General features: G+C 70.5%; 16 protein-coding genes. 6 read left to right on the top strand and 10 right to left on the bottom strand.

Going from position 1 to position 16,717, the window contains the following annotated elements:
• Window positions 1–9: 9 nt before the first annotated feature.
• Genes ACZ7MF_RS33240 through ACZ7MF_RS33265 form a run of 6 tightly spaced genes read right to left on the bottom strand, consistent with a single transcriptional unit; the run spans window position 10 to window position 5,782 of the window.
• On the bottom strand, window positions 10–1,266 hold the full coding sequence (locus ACZ7MF_RS33240; protein ID WP_007448281.1) for a cysteine desulfurase: 1,257 nt from the start codon (window positions 1,264–1,266) through the stop codon (window positions 10–12).
• Window positions 1,263–2,027: a Fe-S cluster assembly ATPase SufC gene (sufC, locus tag ACZ7MF_RS33245; protein ID WP_115741523.1), complete on the bottom strand. Its 765-nt coding sequence runs from the start codon at window positions 2,025–2,027 to the stop codon at window positions 1,263–1,265. The genes ACZ7MF_RS33240 and sufC overlap by 4 nt, the downstream gene beginning before the upstream one ends.
• Before the next feature lie 7 nt (window positions 2,028–2,034).
• Window positions 2,035–2,364 carry a non-heme iron oxygenase ferredoxin subunit gene (locus tag ACZ7MF_RS33250; protein ID WP_471481961.1) on the bottom strand — a complete coding sequence of 110 codons (330 nt, stop codon included), beginning with the start codon at window positions 2,362–2,364 and terminating at the stop codon, window positions 2,035–2,037.
• The gene (sufD, locus tag ACZ7MF_RS33255) at window positions 2,361–3,545 is read right to left on the bottom strand and encodes a Fe-S cluster assembly protein SufD (RefSeq protein WP_471481962.1); all 1,185 of its coding nucleotides are present in this window, start codon (window positions 3,543–3,545) and stop codon (window positions 2,361–2,363) included. Before sufD ends, ACZ7MF_RS33250 begins: the two co-directional genes overlap by 4 nt.
• A 60-nt stretch (window positions 3,546–3,605) precedes the next feature.
• Complete coding sequence (gene sufB, locus ACZ7MF_RS33260; protein WP_003976894.1) at window positions 3,606–5,027, bottom strand: Fe-S cluster assembly protein SufB; 1,422 nt, start codon at window positions 5,025–5,027, stop codon at window positions 3,606–3,608.
• Entirely contained in the window at window positions 5,024–5,782 is a 759-nt protein-coding gene (locus ACZ7MF_RS33265) for a helix-turn-helix transcriptional regulator (RefSeq protein WP_356861679.1), read from the bottom strand. The genes sufB and ACZ7MF_RS33265 overlap by 4 nt, the downstream gene beginning before the upstream one ends.
• A 171-nt stretch (window positions 5,783–5,953) precedes the next feature.
• Between ACZ7MF_RS33265 and ACZ7MF_RS33270 the strand changes: the two genes are divergently transcribed.
• From ACZ7MF_RS33270 to ACZ7MF_RS33285, 4 genes are all read left to right on the top strand, one after another.
• Window positions 5,954–6,742 carry an AAC(3) family N-acetyltransferase gene (locus tag ACZ7MF_RS33270; protein ID WP_471481963.1) on the top strand — a complete coding sequence of 263 codons (789 nt, stop codon included), beginning with the start codon at window positions 5,954–5,956 and terminating at the stop codon, window positions 6,740–6,742.
• Between the two features lie 86 nt (window positions 6,743–6,828).
• Window positions 6,829–7,752, top strand: a complete 924-nt coding sequence (locus tag ACZ7MF_RS33275) for an ABC transporter ATP-binding protein (protein WP_471481964.1) — start codon at window positions 6,829–6,831, stop codon at window positions 7,750–7,752.
• 88 nt (window positions 7,753–7,840) lie between these two features.
• Window positions 7,841–8,650 (top strand): ABC transporter permease, encoded by an 810-nt coding sequence (locus tag ACZ7MF_RS33280; protein WP_471481965.1) that lies wholly within the window; start codon window positions 7,841–7,843, stop codon window positions 8,648–8,650.
• A 54-nt stretch (window positions 8,651–8,704) separates the two neighbouring features.
• The gene (locus ACZ7MF_RS33285; protein WP_471481966.1) at window positions 8,705–9,727 is read left to right on the top strand and encodes a COX15/CtaA family protein; all 1,023 of its coding nucleotides are present in this window, start codon (window positions 8,705–8,707) and stop codon (window positions 9,725–9,727) included.
• On the opposite strand, the gene ACZ7MF_RS33290 is transcribed toward ACZ7MF_RS33285, so the two are convergent.
• From ACZ7MF_RS33290 to ACZ7MF_RS33305, 4 genes are all read right to left on the bottom strand, one after another.
• A complete protein-coding gene (locus ACZ7MF_RS33290; protein ID WP_471481967.1) occupies window positions 9,682–10,425 on the bottom strand; it encodes a nucleotidyltransferase in 744 nt (247 codons plus the stop codon). The genes ACZ7MF_RS33285 and ACZ7MF_RS33290 overlap by 46 nt on opposite strands.
• 39 nt (window positions 10,426–10,464) lie before the next feature.
• Window positions 10,465–11,571, bottom strand: coding sequence for an amidohydrolase family protein (locus tag ACZ7MF_RS33295; RefSeq protein WP_471481968.1), 1,107 nt, complete (start codon window positions 11,569–11,571; stop codon window positions 10,465–10,467).
• Window positions 11,572–11,685: 114 nt separating this feature from the next.
• Window positions 11,686–12,054, bottom strand: a complete 369-nt coding sequence (locus ACZ7MF_RS33300) for a hypothetical protein (protein WP_471481969.1) — start codon at window positions 12,052–12,054, stop codon at window positions 11,686–11,688.
• A gap of 97 nt (window positions 12,055–12,151) precedes the next feature.
• Complete coding sequence (locus tag ACZ7MF_RS33305) at window positions 12,152–13,120, bottom strand: heme o synthase (RefSeq protein WP_471481970.1); 969 nt, start codon at window positions 13,118–13,120, stop codon at window positions 12,152–12,154.
• Between the two features lie 356 nt (window positions 13,121–13,476).
• On the opposite strand from ACZ7MF_RS33305, the gene tkt reads away from it, so the two are divergent.
• Entirely contained in the window at window positions 13,477–15,564 is a 2,088-nt protein-coding gene (gene tkt / locus ACZ7MF_RS33310) for a transketolase (protein WP_471481971.1), read from the top strand.
• Window positions 15,565–15,598: 34 nt separating this feature from the next.
• A complete protein-coding gene (gene tal / locus ACZ7MF_RS33315; RefSeq protein WP_471481972.1) occupies window positions 15,599–16,717 on the top strand; it encodes a transaldolase in 1,119 nt (372 codons plus the stop codon).

A 16,717-nucleotide genomic window follows, 5' to 3' on the forward strand; every position in this document is an offset into this window, starting at 1 on the left:
CTCGTCCCGTCAGCCGAAGAAGTTCCGTACGTGCTCCAGGCCGTCGACCAGCGCGTCGATCTCGGCCGGCGTGGAGTACAGATAGAACGACGCTCGCGTGGTCGCAGGAATTCCGTAGCGCAGGCAGACGGGGCGGGCGCAGTGGTGGCCGACCCGGACCGCGATGCCCTGCTCGTCGAGGACCTGGCCCACGTCGTGCGGGTGGATGTCCCCCAGCGTGAAGGAGATCGCCGCGCCGCGCTCCTCGGCCGTGGTGGGGCCGATGATGCGCAGGTCCGGGACCTCCAGCAGGCGCTTGACCGCGTACTCGGTCAGCGCGTGCTCGTGGGCGAGGATCTTGTCCATGCCGATGGAGTTCAGGTAGTCGATCGCCGCGCCCAGGCCGACCGCGCCCGCGATGGGGGGCGTGCCCGCCTCGAACTTGTGCGGGGCCGGGGCGTAGGTGGAGGAGTGCATCGAGACGGTCTCGATCATCTCGCCGCCGCCGAGGAACGGCGGGAGGTCCTCGAGCAGCTCCTGGCGGCCCCACAGGACGCCGATGCCGGTCGGGCCGCACATCTTGTGGCCGGTGAAGGCCACGAAGTCGGCCTGGAGGGCCTGCACGTCCAGCGGCATGTGCGGCGCGGCCTGGGAGGCGTCGATGCACACGAGCGCGCCGACCTCCTGGGCGCGGCGCACGATCGCCTCGACCGGGTTCTGGGTGCCCAGGATGTTGGAGACCAGCACGAAGGAGACGATCTTCGTCTTCTCGGTGATGACCTCGTCGATGTTGGACAGGTCCAGGCGGCCGTCGTCCGTGAGACCGAACCAGCGGAGCTTCGCGCCGGTGCGCTGCGAGAGCAGCTGCCACGGCACGATGTTGGAGTGGTGCTCCATCTCCGTGATGACGATCTCGGTCTCGTGGTCCACGCGGTAGGGGTCGTCGGCCCAGCCCAGCATGTTCGCGACCAGGTTGAGGGACTCCGAGGCGTTCTTGGTGAAGATCACCTCGTCGCGCGAGGGCGCGTTGACGAACTCCGCGACCTTGTCACGCGCGCCCTCGTACAGCGCCGTGGCCTCCTCGGCGAGGACGTGCACGCCGCGGTGGACGTTGGCGTTGTAGCGCTCGTAGTACTCGCTGAGCGCGTCCAGCACCTGTCGCGGCTTCTGACTGGTCGCCGCGTTGTCCAGGTACACGAGCTTGTGCCCGTCGTGGACCTGGCGGTCCAGGATGGGGAAGTCCTTGCGGATCGCCTCGGTGTCGAGGAGGCCCGGCAGCTGTGTCACTCGGATGCGCCGCCCTTCGTGTATGCCTCGTAGCCCTCGGCCTCCAGCTTGTCGGCCAGCTCGGCGCCGCCCGACTCTGCGATGCGGCCGTTGGCGAAGACGTGGACGTGGTCGGGCTTGATGTAGCGCAGGATGCGCGTGTAGTGCGTGATCAGCAGGGTGCCGACCTCACCGGACTCGCGGACGCGGTTGACGCCCTCGGAGACGACGCGCAGGGCGTCGACGTCCAGGCCGGAGTCGGTCTCGTCGAGGATCGCGACCTTCGGCTTGAGCAGCTCCAGCTGGAGGATCTCGTGGCGCTTCTTCTCACCGCCGGAGAAGCCCTCGTTGACGTTGCGCTCGGCGAAGGCGGGGTCCATGTTGAGGCGCTCCATGGCCTCCTTGACCTCCTTGACCCAGTGCCGCAGCTTGGGGGCCTCGCCGCGGACGGCGGTGGCGGAGGTGCGCAGGAAGTTGGAGACCGAGACGCCGGGGACCTCGACCGGGTACTGCATGGCGAGGAACAGGCCGGCGCGGGCGCGCTCGTCGACGGACATCTCCAGGACGTCCTCGCCGTCGAGGGTGACGGTGCCGCCGGTGATCGTGTACTTGGGGTGACCCGCCAGCGAGTAGGCGAGGGTCGACTTGCCGGAGCCGTTCGGGCCCATGATGGCGTGCGTCTCGCCCTGCTTCACGGTGAGGTCGACGCCCTTGAGGATCTCCTTCGTGGCGTTGTCGGCCTCGACGGTGACGTGCAGGTCTCGGATTTCAAGCGTTGCCATGGGTGCCTCAGGACTCCTGGGTGAGGGAGGCGCGTACGTCAACGAGGACGCTGCCCTCTTCGATCTTTACGGGGTATACGGGGACGGGGCGCGTCGCCGGAAGACTGTCGGGCTTGCCGGAGCGGAGGTCGAAGCGCGAGCCGTGCAGCCAGCACTCGATGTGGCAGTCGTCGACCTCGCCCTCGGCCAGCGAGACGTTCGCGTGCGAGCAGATGTCGTGGATCGCGAAGAGCTCGCCCTCGGTCCGCACGACGGAGATGGGCGTGCCGTCGAGTTCCACCCGCTTGGGGGTGTCCTCCTCCAGCTCGTCCGCTCCACAGACGCGTACGAAGGTCATGCGACCGACGCCTCCAGCTCCTGTGCGATCTTGCTGAGCAGGCGCTCCTGGATGTCCTCGACGCCGATCTGCTGGACCAGCTCGGCGAAGAAGCCGTGGACCACCAGGCGGCGGGCGTCCAGCTCGGGGATGCCGCGGGCCATCAGGTAGAAGAGCTGCTCGTCGTCGAAGCGGCCGGTGGCGGAGGCGTGACCGGCGCCGACGATCTCGCCGGTCTCGATCTCCAGGTTCGGCACGGAGTCGACCCGCGCGCCGTCGGTGAGGACGAGGTTGCGGTTCATCTCGTAGGTGTCGGTGCCCTCGGCCGCGGCCTCGATCAGCACGTCGCCGATCCACACCGCGTGCGCGTCGTCGCCCTGGAGCGCGCCCTTGTAGACGACGTTCGACTTGCAGTGCGGGACGTTGTGATCGACCAGGAGGCGGTGCTCCTGGTGCTGGCCGGCGTCGGTGAAGTACAGGCCGAACAGCTCGGCCTCGCCGCCGGGTCCGGCGTAGGCCACGCGCGGGTGCAGCCGGACCAGGTCTCCGCCGAAGGTGACCACGAAGGACTTGAAGGTCGCGTCGCGGCCGACCAGGGCGTTGTGCTGGCCGACGTGGACCGCCTTGTCGTCCCAGTCCTGGACGGACACGACGGTCAGCTTGGCGCCGTCGCCCAGGACGTAGTCGACGTTCGCGGCGAGCACCGCGTCGCCGGTGTGGTCGATGACGACCACGGCCTCGGCGAAGGCGCCCAGCTCGACGACCTGGTGGGCGTAGGCGGTGCCGCCCTCGCCGTGCACGGCGATGCGGATCGGCTCGGTGAGGACCGTCTCCTTGGGGACGGTGATCACGCCGGCCTTCTCGAACGCCGAGTAGGCCTGGGCGGCGATCCGGTCCACGGGGGTCCCGGCCCGGCCGATGCGCGCGTCGTCGCGGCCGACGGTCTCGACGACGACGCCCTCGGGCGCCTCGATGTCGACCTTCACGCCGTCGCCGGTGGCGACGGCGGTGCCGTCGTGCAGCCCGCGCAGCCGCTCCAGCGGGGTGAACCGCCACTCCTCCTCGCGGCCGTGGGGGACCGGGAAGTCCGCCACGTCGAAGGACGCGGGTGCGCTCATGCGCGTGGCGACGGTCGACTCGGCGGCCACCGCGATCTGGCCCGCGGTGGTGGACCCCACGGGGATGTTCTGAGCCTCAGCCATGGCTGTCGGTCTGCTCTCTTCCTACGTTCCTGGATCTGGTGACTGCGGTGGGGGCGGGGGTCAGCCGACCGCGCCCTCCATCTGCAGCTCGATCAGCCGGTTGAGCTCGAGGGCGTACTCCATGGGCAGCTCCTTCGCGATCGGCTCGACGAAGCCGCGCACGATCATCGCCATCGCCTCGAACTCGCTCAGACCGCGGCTCATCAGGTAGAAGAGCTGGTCCTCGGAGACCTTGGAGACGGTCGCCTCGTGGCCCATGGACACGTCGTCCTCGCGGACGTCCACGTAGGGATACGTGTCGGAGCGGGAGATGGTGTCGACCAGCAGCGCGTCGCACAGCACGTTCGACTTGGAGCCGTGGGCGCCCTCGCCGATCTCGACGAGACCGCGGTAGGAGGTGCGGCCGCCGCCGCGCGCCACGGACTTCGAGACGATGTTGGAGGAGGTGTTCGGCGCCATGTGGACCATCTTGGAGCCGGCGTCCTGGTGCTGGCCCTCGCCCGCGAAGGCGATGGACAGGGTCTCGCCCTTGGCGTGCTCGCCCATCAGGTAGACGGCCGGGTACTTCATCGTCACCTTGGAGCCGATGTTGCCGTCGATCCACTCCATGGTCGCGCCCTCGTACGCCACGGCGCGCTTGGTGACCAGGTTGTAGACGTTGTTCGACCAGTTCTGGATGGTCGTGTAGCGGCAGCGGGCGTTCTTCTTGACGATGATCTCGACGACCGCGGAGTGCAGCGAGTCCGACTTGTAGATCGGCGCGGTGCAGCCCTCGACGTAGTGCACGTAGGCACCCTCGTCGACGATGATCAGGGTCCGCTCGAACTGGCCCATGTTCTCCGTGTTGATACGGAAGTAGGCCTGGAGCGGAATCTCGACGTGCACGCCCTTCGGCACGTAGATGAAGGAGCCGCCGGACCACACGGCGCTGTTCAGCGAGGCGAACTTGTTGTCACCGACGGGGATGACGGTGCCGAAGTACTCCTTGAAGAGCTCCGGGTGCTCCTTCAGGGCCGTGTCGGTGTCCAGGAAGATGACGCCCTGCTCCTCCAGGTCCTCGCGGATCTGGTGGTAGACGACCTCGGACTCGTACTGCGCGGCGACACCGGCGACGAGGCGCTGCTTCTCCGCCTCGGGGATGCCGAGCTTGTCGTACGTGTTCTTGATGTCCTCGGGCAGGTCCTCCCAGGACTCCGCCTGCTTCTCCGTGGAGCGCACGAAGTACTTGATGTTGTCGAAGTCGATCCCCGACAGGTCCGAGCCCCAGTTCGGCATGGGCTTCTTCTCGAAGAGGCGCAGGCCCTTGAGACGGAGCTTGGTCATCCACTCCGGCTCGTTCTTCTTCGCGGAGATGTCGCGGACGACGTCCTCGTTGATGCCGCGCTTGGCAGAGGCGCCGGCCGTGTCGGAGTCGGCCCAGCCGTATTCGTACTTGCCCAGGCCCTCGAGCTCGGGGTGAGCAGTCTCCGTGGGGAGAGTCATGCGGGGTTCCTCCCGGCCGTGCTTGCAGATGCGTTAGCAGTGTTCTGGGGCGCGCGCGCCGGGGGTGGCGCGTGCGAAGTCTTCGGAATGAACGTGGTGCAGACCCCGTCGCCGTGCGCGATGGTCGCCAGACGCTGTACATGCGTACCGAGCAGCTCGGCGAAAAATTCCGTCTCCGCCTCGCACAGCTGCGGGAACTGCTCCGCGACGTGGGCGACCGGGCAGTGGTGCTGGCACAGCTGCTCGCCCTGCTGGGGGTGGGGTGCGCTCCGCGCGGTAGCAGCGTACCCGTCCTCGCTCAGGGCCTTGGCCAGCGCTTCGGCGCGCTTTTCGGCGGGGACGGACTCGACGGCCGCGCGGTACGCGCCCGACTGGGCGGCGATGCGGGCGCGGGCGAAGGCGGCGATCGCCTGCTCCCCGCCCTCCTGCTCGGCGATCCAGCGCAGGGCGTCGGCGGCCAGCTTGTCGTACGACTGGTCGAAGGCGTCCCGGCCGCAGTCGGTCAGCGCGAAGACCTTGGCGGGCCGCCCGCGCGTGCGCGCGCCGTAGACCCGCTGCTCGCGGGCCTCGACCACGTCGTCGGCGACCAGGGCGTCGAGGTGGCGCCGGACGGCGGCCTGGGTCAGGCCCAGGCGCCCGGCGAGCTCGGCGACGGTCGAGGGCCCGTGGTCCAGGATGGAGCGCGCGACCCGGTTGCGGGTGGACCGCTCACCGGTCGCGAGTTCCTCCTGCGGAGCCTCACCGACGTTTTTCACAACGCCATTGTTGCGTAATTCCTCCGGGACGGGCAAGCCGCGTCCGGATCATCGGACGGTGCCCTGCGTCACTTAGGCATACCTAAGGTGACCTGCGGAAACGATCTTTGATCGATCGGACGCCGGGCAATCCACTGGCGTCCGCGACCGGCTTCCGGAACACTCCCCCGCATGCCCACGCCCCCTGCGACCGGCCCACTCGTCACCCGCGGCACGCTCGCCGCCGGGCTGCGCGAACTGGGTGTGCGCACCGGCGACACCCTCCTCGTGCACTCCTCCCTCAGCTCGCTCGGCTGGGTCTGCGGGGGCCCTGTCGCGGTCGTCCAGGCGCTGCTCGACGTGCTCGGCCCGGGCGGCACCCTGGTGGTCCCGACGCAGACGGGCGACCTCTCGGACCCGGCCCTGTGGACCAGCCCGCCGGTGCCCGAGGCGTGGTGGGAGGCCGTCCGCGCGGCGACGCCCCCGTACGACCCGCTGATCACGCCCTCGCGCGGCGTCGGCGTGGTCCCGGAGACGGTCCGCACCTGGCCCGGCGCCCGGCGCAGCGCCCATCCGCAGACCTCCTTCGCGGCCCTGGGCGCCCGCGCCGCCGAGGTGGTCGCCGGGCACGCGACCGACTGCCGGCTGGGCGAGCGCAGCCCGCTGGCCACGCTGGAGCGGCTGGACGCCCGGGTCCTGCTGCTCGGCGCGGGTTACGACGCGTGCACCGCCTTCCACCTCGCCGAGTACCGGATCCCCGCCCCGCTGGTGGAGGTGGGGCGCCCGGGGCCGGTGGGCTGGGAACGAGTGACCGAGGTGTCGATCACGTCGGAGCGCTTCGACGAACTGGGCCACGACTTCGAACGCGACCGTCCCGTCGTGCGCGGCAGGGTCGGCGCGGCCGACGTGCGCCTGTTCTCCCTGCCGGACGCGGTCGCCTACGCCGAACGGTGGCTGCCGCTGCACCGCCCCCGCGAGTGAGCCCCGCTCCGGGCCGGAAGAGGTTACCCACGGTTTTCCACACCCCCGCGCCCGGCCGCTCGTCCGTCTCCCTAGACTCGTGACCCATGCGAAGCGAGCCCGTGCTCCAGGTCCAGGCCCTGGTGAAGCGGTACGGCACGAAGACCGCGGTGAACGGCCTCGACCTGGTGGCCCGCACGGGCGTCACCGCCGTGCTCGGCCCCAACGGGGCGGGCAAGACGACCACGGTCGAGACCTGTGAGGGATACCGCAGACCGGACTCCGGAACGGTGCGCGTCCTGGGCCTGGACCCGGTGCGGCAGAGCGCCGAGCTGCGCCCGCGGATCGGCGTGATGCTCCAGTCCGGCGGCGTCTACTCCGGCGCCCGCGCGGACGAGATGCTGCGCCACGTCGCGAAGCTGCACGCCCACCCGCTGGACGTCGACGCGCTGATCGAGCGGCTCGGTCTCGGCTCGTGCGGCCGCACCACGTACCGCAGGCTCTCGGGCGGGCAGCAGCAGCGGCTCGCCCTCGCGATGGCCGTGGTCGGCCGCCCGGAGCTGGTCTTCCTGGACGAGCCGACCGCCGGCCTCGACCCGCAGGCCCGCCGCGGCACCTGGGACCTCGTGCGGGACCTGCGCGGCGACGGGGTCTCGGTGATCCTCACCACGCACCACATGGACGAGGCCGAGCAGCTGGCCGACGACGTCGCCATCGTCGACACCGGCCGGGTCGTCGCCCAGGGCACCCCGGAGGAGCTGTGCCGCGGCGGCGCCGAGAACACCCTGCGGTTCACGGGCCGCCCGGGACTGGACGTCGCGTCCCTGCTCAAGGCGCTGCCCCCGGACTCCGCCGCCGCCGAGCTGACCCCGGGCTCCTACCGGGTGAACGGCAAGGTCGACCCGCAGCTGCTGGCGACGGTGACCTCCTGGTGCGCCCAGCACGGGGTGATGCCGGACCGCATCTCGGTGGAGCGGCACACACTGGAGGACGTCTTTCTGGAGCTGACCGGCAAGGAGCTGCGCTCATGATTTCGGTCGAAACCGAGGACGGCCGGGGGTCCGGGGGTTGCCCCCCGGGAGGACACAGCCTGGAGCTGACCGGCAAGGAGCTGCGCGGGTGACCACGACCACAGGGACACCGGGGGACACGGGCACGCCCGGCGCCGCGGGGACGTACGCGCCCAGGCCCGGCGCCGCTCCGCTCGGGCGCATGATCGCGGCGCAGGCCGTGCTCGAGACGAAGATGCTGCTGCGCAACGGCGAGCAGCTGCTGCTGACGGTGATCATCCCGACCCTGCTGCTCGTCCTGTTCAGCTCCGTGGACATCATCGACACCGGAGCCGGGGAGGCGGTCGACTTCCTCACCCCCGGCATCCTCGCGCTGGCCGTGATGTCGACGGCGTTCACCGGGCAGGCCATCGCCACCGGCTTCGAGCGCCGGTACGGGGTGCTGAAGCGGCTGGCCGCCTCCCCGCTGCCGCGCTGGGCCCTGATGACCGCGAAGACGGCGTCGGTGCTGGTCATCGAGGTGCTCCAGATCGTGCTGCTGACGGTGATCGCCCTCGCCCTGGGCTGGTCGCCGCACGGCAACCCGGCGGCCGTGCTGCTGCTCCTGGTCCTCGGCACCGCCGCCTTCTCCGGGCTCGGGCTGCTGATGGCGGGCACCCTGAAGGCGGAGGCCACGCTGGCCGCCGCCAACCTGGTCTTCCTGCTGCTCCTCGTGGGCGGCGGGGTGATCGTGCCGCTGGACAAGTTCCCGGACGCGGCGCAGGACGTGCTGGGGCTGCTGCCCATCTCCGCCCTGTCGGACGGACTCCGGGACGTCCTCCAGCACGGGGCGGCGATGCCCTGGGGCGACCTGGGGATCCTCGCCGGGTGGGCGGTCGTGGGGCTCGCGGCCGCGGGGAAGTTCTTCCGCTGGGAGTAGGAACACATGCCACGGACCGACCCTCGTGAAAGCGTGCACAAGCGGGCGCCTACGATGGACGGCGTGCCAAACGTGACCCGTGCCGACGCCGTAGCCGCCGTGCGCAACCCGCTCGCCTTCATCGCCGCGCGCTGGACCCCGACCCCCCGGACGGTCCAGCGGGCGGCCCTCGCGCCCCTCGTGATGTCCGTGGTCATCGTCGTCACCGGCGGCGCCGTCCGGCTCACCGGCTCGGGCCTCGGCTGCCCGACCTGGCCCAAGTGCACCGACGACTCGCTCACCACCACGAGCGAGATGGGCTTCCACGGCATCATCGAGTTCGGCAACCGCATGCTGACCTACGTGCTGTGTGCCGCCGTCGGCTGGGCGATCATCGCCGCCCGCTCGCAGAAGCCCTACCGGCGCAGCCTCACCCTGCTGGGGTGGGCGCAGTTCTGGGTCGTGATGAGCAACGCCGTGCTCGGTGGCATCGTCGTGCTCGTCGGCCTCAACCCGTACACGGTCGCGGCGCACTTCGTGGCGACGACGGCGCTGCTGACCCTGGCCACGGTGATGTGGCAGCGCACCCGGGAGGGCGACACGGCACCGCGCCCGCTGGTCGGCAAGTCCGTGCAGCAGCTGGTGTGGGTGATGGTCGTCGTCTCCGCGCTGCTGGTCGTGGTCGGCACCGTGGTCACCGGCGCGGGACCGCACGCGGGCGACTCGAGCGACGTGCCGCGGATGCCGGTCGACTGGGAGATGATCAGCAAGGCGCACGCCGTCCTGGCGTGGATCGTGGTGACGCTGACGTTCGCCCTGTGGTTCGTGCTGAAGGCGGTCGACGCGCCCAAGGGCCCACTGGCCCGCACCCGCGACCTGTTCCTGGTGCTGCTCGCCCAGGGGGTCATCGGGTACGTCCAGTACTTCACCGACCTGCCCGAGGTCCTGGTCGGCCTGCACATGTTCGGCTCGTGCCTGGTGTGGATCGCGGTGCTGCGGGTGCTGCTGGCGCTGCGCGAGCGGCCCGAGGAGACGGCGCCGGGGCTGCCCGCTCAGGAGTACGACGCCACCAGCGTGTCGATCGCCGGTCCCAGGTAGCTCCGGGTCAGCTCGGCGCGGCGGGCGGTCCACTCCCCCGTGGCCGCGGGTCGCGGCCGGGTCCCGTACCGCCGTTCGGTGATGTCCTCGACGACCTCGCCGGGCGCGCCCAGCGCGGGCAGCTCGTCCAGTGCCTCCCGCTTGGTGATCAGGCGGCCCTCGCGCAGCGTGACGGTGGCGCGGGCGAAGGTGATCAGGCCCAGGTCGACCCAGACGTCCTGCGACCACAGCTCCGCCCTGCGCACGTGCGGACGCCAGAACTCCCGCTGGTCACGGAGGACGAAGGCGTCCAGTTCCGGGTCCGGCACCGGCGGCATCAGCCGCTCGGGCGACTCGCCGTGCAGGACGCGGCCGAAGCTGTGGAGTTCGCGCCGGGTGACCGGGGTGACCGTCCGTTTGAAGAGCTGCTGGTGGGCCCAGGTCAGATGCCGCTGGTCAGCGTCGGCGACCGTGTCGGGCGACAGGTAGGTGCAGTGCAGCAGCCCGGCCAGGGGCTCGGCGCGCAGGCGGGCGTGGAGCAGCCCGAGCCGCCAGGCCGTGCGCGCCGTGGCCGGCCGGGGCAGGACCGCGATCAGGTCCAGGTCGCTGCGGCCCTCCTGGTAGTCGCCCGCGCCCAGTGAACCGTGGGCCCAGACGGCGACGGGGTCGAGGGGCGTGAGGCCGGTGAGGAAACGGTCGAGCAGGGTGTCGGTCGGCATGCGCCCAGTCTCGACGAGCCCTGCCGGTGTGTACACCCGTCACTCCAGCCCGTACACCCGCGCCGCGTTCCCCGAGGCGATCATCCCCGCGACCCGCTGCGCGTCCCCGAGCGACCACGCCCCCTCGGCCACCCAGGCGCCCAGCACCCGCCCGAGGGCCTCGCGGAACAGCCGGGCGGCGACGACGTGCAGTTCGGGCAGGCCCTGGGCACCGCTGGAGAACAGGATCTTGCCGAAGGGGGCCAGCTCCAGGATCTCCGCGAGGACCGTGGCGGCCCGGGCGCCGGTGCGTACGAGGGCGGCGCCCGAGTCGGCGTAGACGTGCGGGAAGACCCCGGCCAGGTGGGCGGCGTGGCGGTGGTAGGGATAGCCGTGCAGCAGGACCAGGTCGGTGCCGAGTCCGGCGGTGGCCCGTACGAAGTCGGTGAGCAGGACCGGGTCGGTGCGGTCGATGCGCAGGCCCGGTTCGCCGAGGCCCGCGTGCAGCTGGAGCGGCAGGCCGGAGGCGACGGCGATCCACAGCAGGTGGCGCAGCAGGACCGGGTCGCTCAGCTCCCCGCCGACCTCGCGCCCGGTCAGCCAGCGGGCGGCGGCCCCGCGCACCTCGCCGGGGCCCGGCGGCTCCGGGGCGAGGGCCAGGCCGTGCCGTACCCCGGCGACGGAGGTGAAGGCGACCGCGTTCGCGGCGGCGCCGTGCACGGCCTCGGCGAGGTTGGCGAGGAAGGACTCGACGGTGCCCGAGGTGTCGGCGACCTGCTCGGCGAGCAACTCCAGGCGCACGACCTCACGCGTGTCCGCGTCCGCGGCGGTGGCCATCTCGGTGGGTCCTGTGAGGTCTCCGGGCAGTCCCGCGTCGACCAGGTAGGTGGTGATGCCGCTGCCGCGCAGGAGTCTGCGGTCGGCCTCCATGACGCCCAGTTCACGGCGCCGGGCCAGGTAGCGGGCGGGCGGGCAGTGCGGTTCCAGACCGAGCAGGGGCGGGCACCAGCGGCGTACCGCGAAGCCGGTCTGGGTGTCGAAGAGGGTGGTGCCCGGGGCGGGCGGGCCCTCGGTGCGGGCCAGCTGGGCCTCGAAGGTGCCGAGGCCCAGCTCCGTTCTCAGGACGCCGTGGCAGTACTGGTCCACCAGGGACGGCGTTTCGATCATCCGGGCTCCCCGCGCTGGGACCGTGCGCCGCGCGGCTCGTGTGCCTCGCGGCCCGCACGACTCGCGGTCCGCGTGCCTCGCGGCTTCCTACGGTCCTAACGGGTGAACCCGCCCTCAGGTGTTGCTCGGGCCCCCGACCTGGATGCCGGCCATGCGCGACCACTCGTAGCGGCCCGTGGTGACCTTGGCCGCGAACTCGCCGTCGAAGTCCTCGTGGACGGTGATCCCGGACTGCTCGACGGCCTTCAGCGCGCTCGCGTGGGTGCGCGCGACCAGGTCGCCCCAGGCGCCGTCCGCGCCGACGAGGACGATCCGGGCGCCGCGCTCGCCGAGGTACGCCACCTGGGCCTCGGCGCCGCCGTGGGCCTTGGCGAAGGAGCCGATCCGCCCGGCCGTCCGGGTCACCTCGTACGCGGCCCACCGGTCGGCCCAGCCACCCTTCGCGCCGGACTGCTCCGTGTCCACCTGCTGCGTGTCTGCCATGACCAGGATGCTACCGACGGGTAGATCAAACGGCGACGGGCGGGGTGCGTGGCCTTGACCACGCGCCCCGCCCGTCGGACGGCTTCACGAGAAGTGCTCAGCGCAGGAAGGGGTCCACCGCGATCGCCAGGAACAGCACCGACACGTAGGTGATGGACCAGTGGAACAGCCGCATCTCCTTGAGCTTGCCGCCGGTCACCTCGGCCTTGGCGCGGTTCTGCAGCCCGTGCGCCTCCCACAGCCACATGCCGCCGGCGGCCAGGGCCACCGCCGTGTAGAACCAGCCGGTGTAGCCGAGCGGCTGCAGCAGCAGCGACACCACGACCATCACCCAGCTGTAGATGACGATCTGCCGGGCGACGACCTTGTTGGAGGCGATCACCGGGAGCATCGGCACGCCGACGCGCGCGTAGTCCTCCTTGACCTTCATGGACAGCGGCCAGTAGTGCGGCGGCGTCCAGAAGAACATCACCCCGAAGAGGATGACCGGCGCCCAGGACATCGAGTTGGTCACGGCCGACCAGCCGATGAGCACCGGCAGACAGCCCGCGATGCCGCCCCAGACGATGTTCTGCGAGGTGCGGCGCTTCAGGATCATCGTGTAGACGACCACGTAGAAGAGGAGCGCGCCGAGCGAGAGCCAGGCCGAGAGCCAGTTGACGGTGAGGCCGAACAGCAGCGTGGAGACGATCGCCAGGGTGATGCCGAAGACGAGGCATTCCACCGGGCTGACCATGCCGGTCACCAGCGGGCGCTGCGAGGTCCGGTCCATCAGCGCGTCGATGTCGCGGTCGATGTACATGTTCAGCGCGTTGGCGCCGCCGGCCGACAGATAACCGCCGACGCAGGTCAGCAGCACCAGCTTCAGATTCGGAACACCCTGTTCGGCGAGGAACATCACCGGAACGGTGGTGATCAGCAGAAGCTCGATGATCCGCGGCTTGGTCAGCGCCACGAACGCCTTGACACGGGCCCCGAACGGCCGGTGACTCGGGCTCTGGTTCGTCCCGATAACCCCCGCAGGACGGGATTCAACGGCCGTCACGCACACCCCTGACAGAGACATCCCAGCAAGCCTCCCCGTGTGAAGTGGCGGTAAAGGCTCGCGCGTACCACGCCACTTTAGACGTTGCCCATACCTCGGCCTTCGCGGGGGTGGGCTCGTGTTGGCGAGGCCGCTCCGACGTGCGTTCGGAGAGTCGATTGAGCAGTCAGATGAGCGGCTCCGTATTCACTTGCCGAATGCGGTTTCGCCCAGTCGACAGGCGGATCCACAAGAGTCCCGGCAGTCTGGTTTCCATCGGAAAAACGCACGTACTTACGGGGGTAGGCTCGGCCATGGCCGGCCGACTCACGGACGCGCCGGCAGCCGGTGCACTCGTGCACCGGCAACCGACATGTGGAGAGGAGCCCTGACTCAGGGTGAGCACCAAGCCGACCACCACAGACCTCGAGTGGACCGAACTGGACCAGCGGGCCGTGGACACCGCCCGCGTCCTGGCCGCCGATGCCGTACAGAAGGTTGGCAACGGCCATCCGGGTACGGCGATGAGCCTGGCGCCCGCCGCCTACACCCTCTTCCAGAAGGTGATGCGGCACGACCCCGCCGACGCGAACTGGGTCGGGCGCGACCGTTTCGTGCTGTCCGCGGGGCACTCGTCCCTGACCCTCTACACCCAGCTGTACCTGGCCGGTTTCGGCCTTCAGCTGGCGGACCTGGAGTCCTTCCGCACCTGGGGCTCCAAGACCCCCGGCCACCCGGAGTACGGCCACACCACGGGCGTGGAGACCACGACCGGCCCGCTGGGCCAGGGTGTCGCCAACGCGGTGGGCATGGCGATGGCCGCCCGCTACGAGCGCGGCCTGTTCGACCCGGAGGCCGCCGAGGGCGAGTCCCCGTTCGACCACTTCGTCTACTGCATCGCCGGTGACGGCTGCCTCCAGGAGGGCATCTCCTCCGAGGCGTCCTCGATGGCCGGTCACCAGAAGCTCGGCAACCTGGTGCTCCTGTGGGACGACAACCACATCTCCATCGAGGGCGACACCGAGACCGCCGTCTCCGAGGACACCTGCAAGCGGTACGAGGCGTACGGCTGGCACGTCCAGCGTGTCGCCCCGAAGCCGGACGGCGACCTGGACCCGAACGCGATCTACGACGCGATCGAGGAGGCGAAGAAGGTCACCGACCGGCCGTCCTTCATCGCCATGCGTTCGATCATCGCCTGGCCCGCCCCGCACGCGCAGAACACCGAGGCCGCGCACGGCTCGGCGCTCGGCGACGACGAGGTCGCGGCGACCAAGCGGGTCCTGGGCTTCGACGCGGAGAAGTCCTTCGAGGTCTCCGACGAGGTCATCGAGCACACCCGCAAGGCGCTGGAGAAGGGCCAGGCGGCCCGCGCGGTGTGGGAGAAGTCCTTCCAGCAGTGGCGGGACAACAACCCGGAGCGCGCCGCCGAGTACGACCGCGTCGCCAAGGGCGAGCTGCCCACGGGCTGGGAGGAGAAGATCCCGGTCTTCGAGGCGGGCAAGGGCCTGGCGACCCGTGCCGCGTCCGGCAAGGTGCTCCAGGCGCTCGGCGCGGTGATCCCGGAGCTGTGGGGCGGCTCGGCCGACCTCGCGGGTTCGAACAACACGACGATCGACAAGACGTCGTCCTTCCTCCCCGCGGGCAACCCGCTGCCGGAGGCCGACCCGTACGGCCGCACCATCCACTTCGGCATCCGCGAGCACGCGATGGCCGCGGAGATGAACGGCATCGCGCTGCACGGCAACACCCGCATCTACGGCGGAACGTTCCTGGTCTTCTCCGACTACATGCGCAACGCGGTGCGTCTGTCGGCGCTGATGCACCTGCCGGTGACGTACGTGTGGACGCACGACTCCATCGGTCTGGGCGAGGACGGCCCGACGCACCAGCCGGTCGAGCACCTGGCCTCGCTGCGCGCCATCCCGGGTCTGAACGTGGTCCGGCCGGCCGACGCCAACGAGACGGCGATCGCCTGGCGGGAGATCCTGCGCCGCTGGACGAAGGAGTTCGGCAAGGGCCAGCCGCACGGTCTGGCGCTGACCCGCCAGGGCGTGCCGACGTACGAGCCCAACGAGGACGCGGCCAAGGGCGGCTACGTGCTCTTCGACGCCGAAGGCGGCGAGGCGCAGGTCGTGCTCATCGCGACCGGTTCCGAGGTGCACGTCGCCGTCGGGGCGCGCGAGCAGCTCCAGGCCGACGGTGTGCCGACCCGGGTGGTGTCCATGCCGTCCGTGGAGTGGTTCGAGCAGCAGGACCAGGGGTACCGGGACAGCGTCCTGCCCCCGTCCGTGAAGGCCCGGGTCGCGGTGGAGGCCGGGATCGGCCTGACCTGGCACAAGTACGTGGGAGACGCCGGCCGCATCGTCTCCCTGGAGCACTTCGGTGCTTCGGCGGACGCCAAGGTGCTTTTCAAGGAGTTCGGCTTCACCGCCGAGAACGTGGCCTCCGCCGCGCGGGAATCTCTCGCCGCGGCCCAGCGCTGACGCTCGTATACGACACGTAGGAGATGCATTTTCCATGACAGACGCACTCAAGCGCCTCTCCGATGAAGGCGTCGCGATCTGGCTGGACGACCTGTCGCGCAAGCGGATCACGTCCGGCAACCTCGCCGAGCTGATGGACCAGCAGCACGTCGTGGGCGTCACCACCAACCCGTCGATCTTCCAGAAGGCGATCTCGCAGGGCGACGGCTACGACCAGCAGCTCGCCGACCTCGCGGTGCGCGGGGTCACGGTCGAAGAGGCCATCCGCATGATCACCACGGCGGACGTCCGCGACGCCGCCGACATCCTGCGCCCGGTCTACGACAACACCGGCGGCAAGGACGGCCGGGTCTCCATCGAGGTGGACCCGCGTCTGGCGCACAACACCCACGCCACGGTGGCCGAGGCCAAGCAGCTGGCGTGGCTGGTGGACCGGCCGAACACCTTCATCAAGATCCCGGCGACCGAGGCGGGCCTGCCGGCCATCGCCGAGACCATCGGCCTGGGCATCAGCGTCAACGTCACGCTGATCTTCTCCCTGGAGCGCTACCGCAAGGTCATGGACGCCTTCCTGACCGGCCTGGAGAAGGCCAAGGAGCGCGGCCTGGACCTGTCGCAGATCCACTCGGTGGCGTCCTTCTTCGTGTCCCGCGTGGACACCGAGATCGACAAGCGGATCGACGCGCTCGGCACCGACGAGGCCAAGGCGCTGCGCGGCAAGGCCGCCGTCGCCAACGCACGCCTCGCCTACCAGGCGTACGAGGAGGTCTTCGGCACCGACCGCTGGGCCGCCCTGGAGAAGGCCGGCGCCAACAAGCAGCGTCCGCTGTGGGCGTCGACCGGCGTGAAGGACAAGGCGTACAGCGACACCATGTACGTCACCGACCTGGTCGCGCCGAACACGGTCAACACCATGCCGGAGGCGACCCTGTTCGCCACCGAGGACCACGGCGAGATCACCGGTGACGCCGTCGCCGGGTCGTACGAGCGGGCCCGCGCGGACCTCGACGCGGTCGAGAAGCTCGGGATCTCCTACGACGAGGTGGTCCAGCTCCTGGAGGACGAGGGCGTCGAGAAGTTCGAGGCGGCCTGGAACGACCTGCTGAAGTCCACGGAGGCGGAGCTCAAGCGCCTCGCTCCCTCGAAGGGCTGA

The organism is Streptomyces sp. NPDC111628 (assembly GCF_055635195.1).